The organism is Lysobacter sp. A286, assembly GCF_054052105.1.
The window spans coordinates 254,766-268,841 of the sequence record NZ_JBSVRJ010000002.1 but is presented as its reverse complement, the minus strand read 5'-3'; the positions used below and the strand labels follow the sequence as shown (position 1 = coordinate 268,841).

The 14,076-nt window shown below is 66.3% G+C and carries 12 protein-coding genes and 1 pseudogene; 9 read left to right on the top strand and 4 right to left on the bottom strand.

Annotated features, from left to right (window positions below):
* Window positions 1-78: 78 nt before the first annotated feature.
* The 5 genes from dsbD to accC all read left to right on the top strand — a co-directional run bounded on the left by dsbD (window position 79) and on the right by accC (window position 5,729).
* Complete coding sequence (dsbD, locus tag ACW7G0_RS11435; RefSeq protein ID WP_456989716.1) at window positions 79-2,607, top strand: protein-disulfide reductase DsbD; 2,529 nt, start codon at window positions 79-81, stop codon at window positions 2,605-2,607.
* Complete coding sequence (locus tag ACW7G0_RS11430; RefSeq protein WP_456989715.1) at window positions 2,604-3,200, top strand: TlpA family protein disulfide reductase; 597 nt, start codon at window positions 2,604-2,606, stop codon at window positions 3,198-3,200. Before dsbD ends, ACW7G0_RS11430 begins: the two co-directional genes overlap by 4 nt.
* Window positions 3,201-3,343: 143 nt before the next feature.
* On the top strand, window positions 3,344-3,787 hold the full coding sequence (locus ACW7G0_RS11425) for a type II 3-dehydroquinate dehydratase (RefSeq protein WP_456963356.1): 444 nt from the start codon (window positions 3,344-3,346) through the stop codon (window positions 3,785-3,787).
* A 69-nt stretch (window positions 3,788-3,856) separates the two neighbouring features.
* A complete protein-coding gene (accB, locus tag ACW7G0_RS11420) occupies window positions 3,857-4,351 on the top strand; it encodes an acetyl-CoA carboxylase biotin carboxyl carrier protein (protein WP_456989714.1) in 495 nt (164 codons plus the stop codon).
* A gap of 10 nt (window positions 4,352-4,361) precedes the next feature.
* A complete protein-coding gene (accC, locus tag ACW7G0_RS11415; RefSeq protein WP_456989713.1) occupies window positions 4,362-5,729 on the top strand; it encodes an acetyl-CoA carboxylase biotin carboxylase subunit in 1,368 nt (455 codons plus the stop codon).
* A gap of 29 nt (window positions 5,730-5,758) precedes the next feature.
* Here accC and ACW7G0_RS11410 read toward each other — a convergent pair whose 3' ends face one another.
* On the bottom strand, window positions 5,759-6,136 hold the full coding sequence (locus ACW7G0_RS11410) for a hypothetical protein (protein WP_456963353.1): 378 nt from the start codon (window positions 6,134-6,136) through the stop codon (window positions 5,759-5,761).
* Complete coding sequence (locus tag ACW7G0_RS11405; protein ID WP_456989712.1) at window positions 6,133-7,092, bottom strand: hypothetical protein; 960 nt, start codon at window positions 7,090-7,092, stop codon at window positions 6,133-6,135. The genes ACW7G0_RS11410 and ACW7G0_RS11405 overlap by 4 nt, the downstream gene beginning before the upstream one ends.
* A gap of 116 nt (window positions 7,093-7,208) precedes the next feature.
* Here ACW7G0_RS11405 and prmA point away from each other — a divergent pair, with 116 nt between their 5' ends.
* From prmA to purH, 4 genes are all read left to right on the top strand, one after another.
* Window positions 7,209-8,132 (top strand): 50S ribosomal protein L11 methyltransferase, encoded by a 924-nt coding sequence (prmA, locus tag ACW7G0_RS11400; RefSeq protein ID WP_456989767.1) that lies wholly within the window; start codon window positions 7,209-7,211, stop codon window positions 8,130-8,132.
* A 420-nt stretch (window positions 8,133-8,552) separates the two neighbouring features.
* A complete protein-coding gene (locus tag ACW7G0_RS11395) occupies window positions 8,553-8,996 on the top strand; it encodes a DUF3426 domain-containing protein (RefSeq protein WP_456989711.1) in 444 nt (147 codons plus the stop codon).
* Between the two features lie 118 nt (window positions 8,997-9,114).
* Window positions 9,115-9,384, top strand: coding sequence for a DNA-binding transcriptional regulator Fis (fis, locus tag ACW7G0_RS11390; RefSeq protein WP_456979970.1), 270 nt, complete (start codon window positions 9,115-9,117; stop codon window positions 9,382-9,384).
* Window positions 9,385-9,508: 124 nt separating this feature from the next.
* On the top strand, window positions 9,509-11,107 hold the full coding sequence (gene purH / locus ACW7G0_RS11385; protein ID WP_456989710.1) for a bifunctional phosphoribosylaminoimidazolecarboxamide formyltransferase/IMP cyclohydrolase: 1,599 nt from the start codon (window positions 9,509-9,511) through the stop codon (window positions 11,105-11,107).
* Window positions 11,108-11,236: 129 nt separating this feature from the next.
* Here the strand turns inward: purH and ACW7G0_RS11380 are convergent.
* Both ACW7G0_RS11380 and ACW7G0_RS11375 read right to left on the bottom strand, forming a co-directional pair.
* Window positions 11,237-12,418 (bottom strand): annotated as a pseudogene (locus ACW7G0_RS11380) (type VI secretion system Vgr family protein); the annotation flags it as partial.
* A 125-nt stretch (window positions 12,419-12,543) separates the two neighbouring features.
* A complete protein-coding gene (locus ACW7G0_RS11375) occupies window positions 12,544-13,989 on the bottom strand; it encodes an alanine/glycine:cation symporter family protein (protein ID WP_456989709.1) in 1,446 nt (481 codons plus the stop codon).
* Window positions 13,990-14,076: the final 87 nt, after the last annotated feature.

Sequence of the window (14,076 nt, the reverse complement as noted above, 5' to 3'; positions counted from 1 at the left end):
CGTACCTGGCGTGGATCGCCGAACAGATAAATGATGACGATGACTGAACCGAACCCTTCGCCGCGCTGCATTCGACGCATGGGTGGGTGGACGACCTGGGTCAGCGCCTTTGTCGTGTTGGCGGCTCTGGCATTGCCCGCAGGTGCGGCGATCAATCCCGATGACCTGCTGCCGGTCGACGAGGCATTCGCGGTCAGCGCACGCGCCGGAAGCGCCGATGCGGTCGCCATCCAGTGGAAGATCGCCGATGGCTACTACCTCTACCGCCATCGCATCTCGGTGACCACCGACGCCGGTTTCGAGGCAAGGCCGCTGCAACTGCCCAAGGGCCAGGCCCACGAAGACGAGTTCTTCGGCAAGGTCGAGACTTATCGTGACCGGCTCAGCGCCAGGCTGCCGGGCACGGCGGCGGCCGCCAGCACGACGTTGACGGTCAAGTACCAGGGCTGTGCGGACCTGGGCATCTGCTACCCGCCCCAAACCCGCACGCTGACGGTAGCGTTGCCGGCGCAGCCAGCGCCACTGGACCCATCCGCCGCGGACCCGGAAAACGCGGTGTCGCCGCGTTCCGGGATCGGTCTGTCGAACACGACCAGTGCCAATCCGCTGCTGTCGGGCTCCCGATCATCGGGCTCGTTGCTTGGCGGCTGGACGAACAGCGGCACCGACCCGCTGCCATTGCCGCCCGAGCAGGCGTTCGGCTTCGAGGCCATTGCCGGCGACGGGGACTCGTTGTTACTGCGCTTCACTCCTGCGAGCGGGTATTACCTGTATCGCGACAACACCACGCTGGCGTTGGCCGCAAACGACGCCGGCATCCGCCTGGGCAAGCCTCAATGGCCGCGCGGGACGGACCACAGCGACGAGCATTTCGGCGATGTTGTGGTGTACTTCGACCAGATCGACGTACGCCTGCCACTGATGCGCCAACGCGCGGATGCGACCACGGTCGCGCTGACCGCAACCTTCCAGGGCTGCCAGAACGATGGCATCTGTTATCCACCGATGACGCGAACGGTCGAGGTGGCGTTGCCGACCGGCACGGTGGCCACCGCCACGGCAGCGGCAAACCAGGCGGCGAGCACCGCTGCCGACGCGCCTGCCGCAAACGAAGCGGCCGCCGATACTCCGGATTCGCCGGTAGCGAGCAATGCCGGCCAAGGCTCCAAGGCCGCGATCGGGACATCCACCCCCGAGGCCGCCACGACGGGCACCGACGAGTTTGCCTCCCCCGGCAGCACCGACGGTGCCGGCGCACCAGACGCCAACCAGCTACCGCAAGCGCAGGACAGCCTGCTGGCCGACGCTTTGTCGGGACCGAGCCGCTGGTGGGCGCTGCTGAGCTTCTTCGGATTCGGCCTGTTGCTGGCATTTACGCCTTGCGTGCTGCCGATGATCCCGATCCTGTCGGGACTGATTGCCGGCGCATCCGCCGGCCACGACAAGGGTCTGGGTGCCGGGCGCGCATTCGGGTTGTCCTTCGTTTACGTGTTCTCCAGCGCGCTGGTGTTCACGGTCGCCGGCGTGGTGGCGGGACTGGTGGGCGCGAACGTGCAGATCGCCTTCCAGAACCCGTGGGCATTGGGGACGTTCGCCCTGCTGTTTGTCGCCCTGGCACTGTCCAGCTTCGGTCTGTACGAGCTGCAGCTGCCGTCAGGCCTGCGCAATCGGCTGGGCTCGCTGGCCGACCATCAGCGCGGTGGCTCACTGGCCGGCGTGGCCGTGATGGGCGCGCTGTCGGCGCTGATCGTCGGCCCCTGTGTGGCACCGCCACTGGCCGCGGCCGTGCTCTACATCGGCCAGACCCAGGACCCGATATTTGGTGGCGCCGCACTGTTCCTGCTGGCGATGGGCATGGGCGTGCCGCTACTGGCGTTCGGCGTCGCAGCCGGCAAGGGACTACCGACCAGCGGGCCGTGGATGGTCGCGGTGCAGCGCGCGTTCGGCTTTGTGTTTCTCGGTTTGGCGATATGGATGTTGTCGCGGGTGCTGCCCGACTCGTGGACCCTGGCGCTGTGGGGCTTGCTGTTGATTGCAGCGGCGGCGTCGCTGGCACTGGCAGCCACCAAACCCGCCGTCCGCGACGTGCTGCGAGTGCTGGGCTGGACCGCCGCCATCGCACTCGGCGTGGTCGGGGCGAGCCAGCTGGTCGGCTCGCTGGCCGGCAGCAGCGACCCGATGCGTCCGCTGGACGGCCTGGCCTCGCGCACGACCACTGAATCGCGCGAGCTGCCGTTCCGTCCCATCAAGTCCGTGGCCGACCTGGAACGTGAGGTCGCTGCCGCACGCGAGGCCGGCCAACCGGTACTGCTGGATTTCTATGCCGATTGGTGCGTGGCCTGCAAGGAAATGGAGAAATACACCTTCCCCGAGCCGCAAGTGCACGCAGCGCTGGATGGCTTCGTCCTGCTCAAGGCCGATGTCACCGCCAACGACGCCACGGACCAGGCGCTGATGAAGGCGCTTGGCATCATCGGCCCGCCGGCCACGTTGTACTACGTCGACGGCGCCGAGAAACGCGAATTACGGCTGTTCGGCTTCGAAAAAGCCGGCAAGTTCGCCCAACGCGCGCAATATGCACGCAGCTCGATGGGAGCTGGGGCATGAAGTCCGGCACCCGGATCGTGTTGGTCGCGGTGGCCGCCGGCGTCGTGGGCGCCGCTGCCGGATTGTGGTTCAACGGTTCCGATCCATTGCTGCGCAGTGCTCTCGGCCAGCGCGCCCTGCACCAAGCGATCTCGGCCACGGCACCGCCCGCGCCGGCCGGGCTTGCAGTCGCCGAGCGCGGCGAGACGATACCGACCCTGCACCTGCCGGACCTGGACGGCCGCATCATCGAATTGCCAGCGGCGCACCTCGGCCGTCCCCAGCTGATCAACTTCTGGGCCAGCTGGTGTGGCCCGTGCATCGAGGAGATGCCGGAACTGGACCGTTTTGCCACCAGTCAGGCCGCTGATGGGACGCAGGTCATCGGCATCGCGCTGGACGATGCGGACGCCGTGGACGCGTTCCTGCAGAAGATCCCGGTGAGTTATCCGATCCTGATCGATGCCGCCGGACCGGCCGATTCCGGCGTGCAGTTGGGCAATCTGCGAGGCGTGCTGCCATATACGGTCCTGCTGGATGGCCAGGGTCGGCTGGTCAAGCAGAAGATCGGCCCGTTTCAATCCGGCGAGATTGATCACTGGGTACGCCAATAACCGCCGGGACAGCGGCGTTCCGGACCCTGGCATTTTTCAAACAGCCGCTTAATTTGCGACAACTTCGGCGAAACAACTGCGAACTTCTGGACAGCTGCCCCGCGCTCCGCCACACTGCCGACCTTTCCGATAGCCGGCCCAACATGGCGAAATTGCTGCTCCTGCATGGCCCCAACCTCAATTTGCTTGGAGAGCGCGAGCCGGCCATCTACGGCAGTGCCACCCTGGCCGAGATCGATTCCCGCTTGCGCGCCACCGCCATGGCCGCGGGTCATCAACTCGACAGCCTGCAGTCCAATGCCGAGCACGAACTGGTCGAACGGGTGCAAGTGGCACGCAGTGATGGCACCGCACTGATCCTGCTCAACCCGGCCGCCTTCACTCATACCAGCGTAGCCCTGCGCGATGCACTCGCCGCCGTTGGGATACCTTTTTACGAAATTCATTTGTCCAACCCGCACGCCCGTGAGCCGTTCCGCGCCCACAGTTACTTCAGCGACCTGGCACTGGGCGTGGTCGCAGGCTTCGGTGCCGACAGCTACCGTTACGCCCTCGATGCCGCCCTGTTGCGGCTGGCGGCCGCCTGACCCCCAGGCACATCGACCATTTATTCCGTCGCCTCGGCGGCACCCGATCAAACACCAAGAGGGCCCACCATGGACCTGCGAAAAATCAAGAAACTGATCGACCTGCTGGAAGAGTCCAACCTGGCCGAGATCGAGATCAAGGAAGGTGAGGAATCCGTCCGCCTGGCGCGCACGCCGCGCGGCGGCTTTCCGGCGGTTGCACCAGCGTATGCGCCGGTGGCTGCTCCCCTGCCGCCGATGCCGATGGCCTCGCCAGTGGATGCCGCCACCGGCGGCAGCAAACCGGCCGACAGCGACGCCGAATCGACTCCGGGGCAGGCGTTGCCCGAGGGCCACGTCGTGCGCGCACCGATGGTCGGTACGTTCTACTCGTCCCCGGCACCGGACAAGCCGCCGTTCGTCACCGTTGGCCAGACCGTGGCCGCCGGCGACACCATCGGCATCATCGAGGCGATGAAGATGTTCAACCCGATCGAGGCCGACGCCTCCGGGACCGTGCTCAAGGTCGTGGCCGAGAGCGGCCAGCCGGTCGAGTTCGACCAGCCCCTGTTCGTGATCGGCTGAGGCCGCGGCGATGCTGGACAAAGTCGTCATCGCCAACCGGGGCGAAATCGCACTGCGGATCCTGCGTGCCTGCCACGCATTGGGCATCCACACGGTCGCGGTGCATTCCACTGTCGATCGCAACCTCAAGCACGTTGCCATGGCCGACGAGTCGGTCTGCATCGGCCCGGCGCCATCGACCGACAGCTACCTCAACATGGCCTCGCTGATTGCCGCGGCCGAAGTCACCGACGCCCAGGCGATCCATCCCGGCTACGGCTTTTTGGCCGAGAACGCGGATTTCGCCGAACGCGTGGAGGAGTCGGGCTTCATCTTCATCGGCCCCAAGGCCGAGACCATCCGCCTGATGGGCGACAAGGTCGAGGCCATCCGGGCCATGAAAGAAGCCGGCGTGCCGTGCGTGCCGGGCAGTGGCGGTCCGCTGGGCGATGAGCCGCAGGCCAATATCAAGATCGCCCGCGAGATCGGCTACCCGGTGATCGTCAAGGCCTCCGGCGGCGGCGGCGGGCGCGGCATGCGCGTGGTCCACACTGAAGCCGCGCTGGTCACCGCGATCCAGACCACCAAGGCCGAGGCCAAGGCCGCGTTCGGCAACGACATGGTCTACATGGAGAAGTTCCTGGAGAACCCGCGCCACGTGGAGATCCAGGTCCTTGCCGACGGCCAGGGCGGCGCGATCCACTTGGGCGAGCGCGACTGCTCGATGCAGCGCCGCCACCAGAAGGTGGTCGAGGAAGCGCCGGCCCCCGGCATCAGCGACCAGCAGCGCGCCGACATCGGCCAGGTCTGCGTCGATGCCTGTATCCGCATTGGTTACCGCGGCGCGGGCACGTTCGAGTTCCTGTACGAGGACGGCCGCTTCTACTTCATCGAAATGAACACCCGCATCCAGGTCGAGCACCCGGTCACCGAGATGATCACCGGCATCGACCTGATCCGCGAGCAGCTGATGATCGCCAGCGGTCAAAAATTGAGCATCAAGCAGGAAGACATCGTGGTCAACGGTCACTCGATCGAGTGCCGGATCAATGCCGAGGATCCGGAAACCTTCATGCCCAGCCCCGGCCTGATCCAGGAATTCCACGCCCCGGGCGGCCCGGGCGTGCGCGTGGATAGCCACATCTATGCCGGTTACCGCGTGCCACCGAACTACGACTCGATGATTGGCAAGCTGATCGTGCACGGCCCCGACCGCGAAACCGCGATCGCCCGCATGCGCGTGGCGCTCAGCGAGATGGTGATCGACGGCATCAAGACCAACATCCCCCTGCACCAGCGCATCCTGGCTGATGTCGGCTTCCAGCAGGGTGGGCAGAACATCCATTACCTGGAAAAGCGATTGAAGGAGCAGAAGGAAAAATCGCTCTCGATCGTCTGACCGGGCTGTCGGGCTGTCGGCCCAGCGGGCTATCGCGGCTCGCCGGCCTCTCCCGGTGCCGGCCGCTGCGTCCCCGCGACCGGCTGCACACCGTCGCTCGAGGACACACTGACCACCGTCACGTACTCGCTTGAACCGTCGGGCCAGACCACCTTGAAGGTGCTTCCGGTCGGCAGCGCGGAAAACGGCGCGCCGCTGCCGGCCCGGTAAGCAGCGGCTACCTGCGCGGCCCCCGCCATCCGTTTGTCCAGCGGCGAATGGATCGAGGTAACGGCAACGGCCGACATCTCGCGGTAATCCTGTCCCAGCACGTCGATCATGACCCCGGTGGCGGCGACGGAATACGCCGCGAGCAACAACGTCCAGAACATCATCTTGATCCTGCGCACGGTGGCTTCCTTCTTCATTTCGGCACCTTCTCCTCGCCTGTCAGCGAGTTGACCATTTCATTCACCACGTCCGCCCCCTGTCGCGGAACTGCAGCATCGAATACAAAACTACGGAAATCCTGACCGGGATTCCGCGAACAGATCCCACCATTGGCGCACTGCGACGTCATCAACGTGCTGCCGGCGCTGCAATCCATTCCCAGCTCGCACGCAGCGACCTTCCAGGCCACCTCCGCCAGCTGCGTGCCCGCCACCTGCCCGGCGAAGGCCTGCTGGCCGCTGGCACGGATGCCCATCGCCGGCGACAGCGCGGCAAACGATTCCGGGTCACGGGAGCGCTGCACCCGCTCGACCAGGTCATGCTTGTACGCGTCGCTCGTGTCGAGCGGCTCGCCGACCGCCAGCAGGGCTGCCTCCGCGGCGAGGCTGCCGGCCTCGGCCGCCTCGGTTGTCCGCACGAGGATCGCCGCATAGGACAGGTCATCGCGCGGCACGAACCGGGCACAACGCCCACTTGTTCGGGTTCGGGCGGCGACCACCGCTTCGGAGCTCCGCAGTTGCATCTCGCCGATCGCCTGCGTGTCACGGGCATAGTCGGCCGGTGCCATCGCATAAGCCGAACAGTATTCGTGAACCCGGCTCAGCATCCAGGCCGCCTCCGGATCCCCGGCCCGCACGGCGGGAGCCAGGGTGTTGGCATAGGCATACAGGTCTGGCGCGCTTTCAAGTCCCGCGCGGCGACCGGACTTGCCTGGTAACGTGACTCGGTGCGCCTGGCGACGCAGGTCGAGGGTGACGTGATCGGCTGATGCTCGCTGCGCATTCGCGGGTACCGGAACCGCGATATCGGCCTCGACCGGTCCCGGGCCGGTGGAGGCGATCGTGCCTTCCCCGCCTGGATACGCCAGGACCGCCGCCAGCAACAGCAACGACGCCAGACAGAGCAGGAGCAGTTGGCGAGGTATTGCTGGCAATGGAACGGCGACTCCCGGGTTCGGCCCGGCGCCATCATAAATCAAACCCCGATCGGCCGGTTGCCTGCGCCCGCCCTACGCCCCAACATGCGATGTCCCACATCCACCCCGCCGATATGCCTTTCCTCGAACTCACCCTGCCCTGCACCGAGGCCGACCAGCCGCGCCATGAGCGCGCGCTGGAAAGCGTCGGCGCACTCGCGGTCACCTTGACCGATGCCAACGCCGACGCGCCCGACGAGCAGGCGATCTTCGAACCGGGCGTCGGCAAGACCCCGCTTTGGGGCGAATTGTCGCTGACGGCGTTGTTCGAAGGCGACGCTTTGCCGGAGTTGTTGCTGCATGCGTTGTCGGCCGCCGACGAGGGCATCGACTGGTCGCGCGCAACGTTCCGTGAGGTCGCCGACCAGGACTGGGAGCGCGCGTGGATGGACCAGTACGAGCCGCTGAAGTTCGGTCAGCGCACCTGGATCGTGCCGTGGAACCACGATCTCCCCGACGGCGCGGATGCGGCCGACGCTGCGGTGGTGCGGCTTGATCCCGGTCTGGCATTCGGCTCCGGCACCCACCCGACCACCGCGCTTTGCCTGCAATGGCTGGACGGGCTCGCCAGCGACGGCGTGTTGCCCGGCGCGAGCGTCCTGGACTTCGGTTGCGGTTCCGGCATCCTCGCTCTTGCCGCGCTGAAGCTCGGCGCCTCGCGGGCGACCGGGGTCGACAACGATCCCCAGGCGCTGACGGCCACCGCCGACAATGCCCACCGCAACGGGGTGGAAGCACACTTGGTGGTGTACCTGCCAGAAGATGAGCCTGCCGGGATCCGCTACCCGGTGGTAGTCGCCAACATTCTTGCCACCGCGCTGATCACCCTGGCCGACGTGCTCGCCGCGCGAGTCGCGCCGGGCGGCCACATCGCCCTGTCGGGCATCCTCGCCGGACAAGAGAACGAGGTTCTGGCCCGCTATGAGGCGGACTTCGAGCAACTGCAGGTTGCGCAGCACGAAGACTGGATCCGGATCAGCGGCGTCCGGCGCCGCTGATCCGACGGACAAACCATGGCCATGGTCATACTGATGCGCCGGTCTCGCCATTCGACAGACCGTCCGCAAGCCAGTGCGGAAGCCGGCTTGCCAGTCGGTGTCGGCTAGACTGCGCCGATGTTCGTTCCGTGCCCACACTGTGGCTTCCTTGTTGCACTGATCGTCTCTGGCGCCGGTGCGCCGCAGCGTTGTCCACGTTGCCAGACTGAATTGCGAAGTGAAGCCCACTCGACCAGCCCCCCTCCAAGCGGCCCTGTCGCGGCGGCAACCAAAGCCTCCTCCCTGACCGCATCGAAAGCGCCAGCCGACACCGCTTCGATGCGCACTGGGCGTGGTCGCACAAAGCGGGGCATTCCCAGCTTTGCCCGCATCGCCTCACGGTCCCGGAAGACTGGCCCTCGTTGGCCAAAAGTGCTGTGCGTGTCCGCGCTGGGTCTGTTACTGGTCGCGCAACTGGTACTGGCGCAACGCAATGAGCTCGCCGCCAACGAGCGCTGGCGCCCGGTGATCGGCGCCATCTGTACCGCGCTGTGGTGTGACTTGCCCGCCTGGCACGAGCCGGGCGCATACACCATGCTGGCTCGCAGCGTGCAGCCGGCCCCCGGCAAGACCGGCGTACTCCGCGTCCGGGCCAGCTTCCGCAACGACGCGCGCTGGCCACAACCATGGCCCGCACTGGTGCTGAACCTGTCGGACATCAACGGACAGCCCGTCGCCGCGCGCGTGTTCGACGCGTCGGAGTACCCGCATCCGGGTTCAGGCGATGCCCGCAGCGAGCTGGCGCCGGGCCAGAGCGCCAGCGTCGAATTCGAGATCATCGAACCGGCCGTGCCGGTCGTCGCGTTTGCATTCGACTTCCGCTGATGCGGAGAAAATCGATATGTTGCAGGGCAATCGCACGTTAGACTCCTAGGCCGTCGTCGTCTCGCGCCTCGCGATGGAAACACACGATGACGGACGCCACACGCTTTGGGGGACACCATTGAACGCTGCAAGCCGTACCGACTCTTCCCGTCCCGGGCCACGGGTGCCGTTGCGTGATCACGTTGCCACGTCGATCCGGCGCTACCTGGGAGACCTGGACGGTTGCGACAACGGCGATCTGTATGAGATCGCCCTGCGCGAGCTGGAAATCCCGCTGTTCGCCGAAGTGCTCGGTCATTGCGACGGCAACCAGAGCCGCGCGGCGGCGATGCTGGGTATCCATCGCGCGACCCTACGCAAGAAACTGCGTGAGTACGGGCTGGCCTGATACCCGCTGACGCAAAGCGCGCTGACCAGTCGCCCGGCACTGCCGCCGGCAAGAGCGCAACCGGCCGGACCAGTCGGGTGCCGGCCGGTATAATTAACGGCTTTCCCGACCAAAGCCTGCCGCCATGACCGCAACCTCCACGCTCGGCCCGGTGACCCACCATCCGGTCAAGATTCGCCGTGCCCTGTTGTCTGTTTCCGACAAGACCGGGCTGATCGAACTGGCTCGCGCCCTCGTCGGTCATGGCGTCGAATTGCTGTCGACCGGCGGCACCGCGAAGGCGATCCGCGACGCCGGCCTGACGGTCAAGGACGTCAGCGATGCCACCGGTTTCCCGGAGATGATGGATGGCCGGGTCAAGACGCTGCACCCGGTCGTGCATGGCGGCCTGCTGGGCCGCGCCGGGACCGATGATGCGGTGATGGCCGAACACGGCATCGATGCGATCGACTTGCTGGTGCTGAACCTGTATCCGTTTGAGCGGGTCTCGGCCGACCCGGACAGCTCGATGGAACAGATCATCGAGAACATCGACATCGGTGGGCCGGCGATGTTGCGCTCGGCGGCGAAAAACTTCGCCCGCGTCGCAGTGGCGACTGATCCTGCACAGTACGCGGCGTTGGCCGAGGAGTTGGCGAGCAGCGACGGTGCGCTGTCGGCGCAGACACGTTTCGCGCTCTCGGTCATCGCGTTCAACCGCGTCGCCTTCTACGACGCCTGCATCAGCAACTACCTGTCATCGATCAACGACGACGGCAGCCGCGCCTTGTTCCCGGCGCAGAGCAACAGCAGCTTTGTCAAAGTCATGGACCTGCGCTACGGCGAGAACCCCCACCAGTCGGGGGCGTTCTACCGCGACCTGTGGCCGGTGCCGGGCACGCTGGCCACTTTCACCCAGTTGCAGGGCAAGGCGCTTAGCTACAACAACCTCGCCGATGCCGATGCCGCGTGGGAATGCGTGCGCCAGTTCGACGCTCCGGCCTGCGTGATCGTGAAGCACGCCAACCCCTGCGGCGTGGCGGTGGCGGCAAATAACGGCGACGCCTATGAGGCCGCCTTCGCGACCGATCCAACTTCCGCGTTCGGCGGCATCATCGCCTTCAACCAGACGCTCGACGAGGCCACCGCGAAGTCCATCCTGGACCGCCAGTTTGTCGAAGTCCTGATCGCACCCGACTACGAGCCGGCGGCGCTGGATTACTGCAACAAGAAGGCCAACGTCCGCGTGTTGAAGATTCCCCACGGCAACGGTCGCAACAACATTGACGTCAAGCGCGTCGGTTCCGGCTTGCTGATGCAGACCAGCGACATCCGAGAGGTGACGCACGACGAGCTCAAGGTGGTCACCCAACTGGCCCCGACCAACGCCCAGCTGGCCGACCTGATGTTTGCCTGGCGGATCGCCAAGTTCGTCAAATCCAACGCCATCGTCTACGCCCGCGACCAGCGCAGCATCGGCATCGGCGCCGGCCAGATGAGCCGCGTGGTATCGGCGAAGATCGCCGAATTGAAGGCCGATGAAGCCGGTTTGAGCGTGCCCGGCTCGGTAATGGCCAGCGACGCCTTCTTCCCGTTCCGTGACGGCATCGACGCCGCCGCGGCCGCCGGCATCAAGGCGGTGATCCAGCCCGGCGGCTCGATGCGCGACAAGGAAACCATCGCCGCCGCCGACGAGCACGGCATCGCAATGGTGTTCACCGGCGTGCGGCACTTCCGGCACTGATAGGGCTTTGCTGCGGAAGTTGTCGGCTCTGTGGCGCCGCGGGTTCAAGCGGGTACCGGTATCGTCGGTCAGGATCGGCCGCCACGACAGGTCGCGCGGCACTGCGGTGAAGGCGTTGCCATAGCCGACGGCTTCGGCCCGCACTTGCACCGCGGCCCAGGTGGTGCGGGACAGGTCGGCGACCGGGCTGGCACCGGCGTCGCCAAACAGGCGGGCGGCGCTGTCGCGGACGGTGTCGGGCAGGTTATTGATGCCAGCCTGGTGGACGACGACCAGCAGCAGCTCGTCGGGCGTCGCCTCGCCGTCGGTAGGTGCGTCGATGACGGCGAACCACTGGCCGGCGCGAAAGCTGCGCACGCTGGACTGGCCGAACCACTGGGTGGCCTGGGCGGCGCGGGCCTGGCCGATCAGTTCGGCGTAGCGGCTGGCCTCGGTCTGGTTGGCAAAGGCGTAAGCGCCGGACGGGTCGTAGTCCTCCAACATTGCCGCGCTATCGATTGCCGCGCCCAGTGGCAGGATGGCGCTGAGGCTGTGGCTCTTGTAGTCGTCGCTGAGCAGGGTCAGTACGGTCGACTCAACGCCGTGTGCAATCCCAAGCGCCTGGATGGTATCGCTCGATTCAGTGGCATCGCTGCGGTGGAAACGGACGCCGTTGCCGGCCTCGGCAGTGGCGTCCTGCAAGCCCTGCCCGCTCGCCGCGAACAGCACCATGGCGTGGCCGCCGGGAGCGTCGGCGGATTCTTCCAGCCGCCAACCCAGACCCTCCTCGGCCAACAGACGGCTGATGAAGTCGAAGTCGCTTTCGCGGTACTGGCAGCAATAGCTGCGGGGGCGTACCTCGTTGAGGAACGGGCCGACCTCGTCGCCGACCTGCCACGCCGCCAGCGGCGCGTAGTCGGCGAACACCGCCTCGACGATCTCGATCACGGTCTTGTCCTGGAACACCCGGCTGTGCCGGCCCTGACTCAGCAACCACGTCCACGGAACCACACATAGCCGGTAGCGGGCCAGGCCGCCGTCGGAGCCGACGCACGTGGCCTCGCGGACCAGCCCGCTGCGCGGCAGACGCGTGCCGCCGGCGCTGCGGGTCAGCAGGGTTGCGCGCTTGCCGAGCAGGTCATCCAGCGGCAACTGGGCGTCGGTCGACAACAGGTCGACCCACCATTCAAAGCCCGATGACAGCGACTCCCAGCCCTGCCAACGCTCGACAGTGAGCGAACCGGCGGCCAGCCCATCGAGTTCGAATGCATACAGTCGGTTTGCATCGACATACCGGGCCAATGCCGCCAGTACCGATTGCGCCGCGTCCATGATGTTCACGCCCGTCGCTCCTTGACCGGGGCACTGCCCCGACACGTCCTGTGTGGATGCGCAATCCTACCTCATGGACGGGACGGAGATTCTGTTATCTGGCTATGCGGTCCCGGCACGCATCGCTACCCGCGGTCCTTCCAGATCTCATGATCCACGCCATCGCCGAGCTCGGGATAGTCGGCGATGTGGAATACCGGCGACTTGCCCGCGTCGAGCTGCCGGTCGTAATCGCGGGTCAACTTGACCACCACGCCCGACAACCCCAGCAGCGCGACCAGGTTGAGCGTCGCCATCATCGCCATCGCCGCGTCGGCCGCGTTCCAGACCAGTTGTACCTTCGAGTACACGCCCCAAACGATCACCCCGAGCGCCGCGACCCGCAGCACGAACAGCCCGCGATCACCGCCACCGAGATACAACAGGCCGCTTTCCGCATACGCGTAGTTGCCCAGGATCGTGGTGAACGCGAAGAAAAACAGCGCGATCGCCGCGAACCAGCTGCCCCACGGACCGAAGAACACCACCAGCGCGTTCTGCGTGATCACCACCCCGTCGCCCCCGTCGGCCAGCACGCCCGACAACAGGATCATCAGCCCGGTCGCGGTGCAGATCAGCAAGGTGTCGATGAACACCCCGAGCGACTGCACCAGCCCCTGGCTGGCCGGATGGTGCGGCACCGGTGTCGCCGCTGCGGCAATGTTGGGCGCGCTGCCCATGCCGGCCTCGTTCGAATACAGCCCGCGCTTGACGCCGTTGAGCATCGCCGCGGCCAACCCACCCATCAGTCCGCCGGCCGCAGGCTCCAGGCCGAACGCGCTGCGCACCACCAGCGCCAGCACTGCCGGCACCTCGGTGATGTGGGTGATCACCACCCACCCCGCCAGGCCGAGGTAGGCGACCGCCATGAACGGCACCACCCACTCGGCCACCCGCGCGACCGAGCGCACGCCGCCGAAGATGATCACCGCCGTCAACAGCACCAGTCCGGTCGCGATCTGCGCCTGGCTGAAGCCAAACGCGAGATTCAGCGACTGCGCCATCGCGTTGGCGTGTACGCCACTGAAGATCAGCCCGTAGGAAAACACCAGGCAGACCGAGAACGCCACACCCAGCCACGGCAGCTTCAATCCGCGCGACATGTAATACCCCGGCCCGCCGCGGTACTGGCCGTCCTCGTCGCGGACCTTGTACAGCTGCGCCAGCGCGCTCTCGGCATACGCCGTGGCCATGCCGACCACGGCCACCATCCACATCCAGAACAATGCCCCGGGCCCGCCCAGGCTCAGCGCAATCGCGACCCCGGCGAGGTTGCCGGTCCCGACCCGAGAGGCCAGGCTGGTGCACAGCGCCTGGAACGGCGAGATGCCGGCGGCGTCACCATCGGTGCCACGACCGATCACATGCAGCATGTGCGGGAACCGGCGCAGCTGCAGGAACTTCAAGCGCACGGTGAAGAACACCCCGACCGCGAGCAGGCCGTACACCAGCACGTAGTTCCACAACACCGTGTTGATCAACTCGATCACCGGCGCCAGTAGCGCCTCGATGCCGCCGAGGATGAACTCCATCGCGATTTCCGTTGTTGTCACCGAAGCAGGGGATGCTAGCAGCCGGCAATCCTCCCGCTCCGGTAAAATCTGACAAATCAACGAACC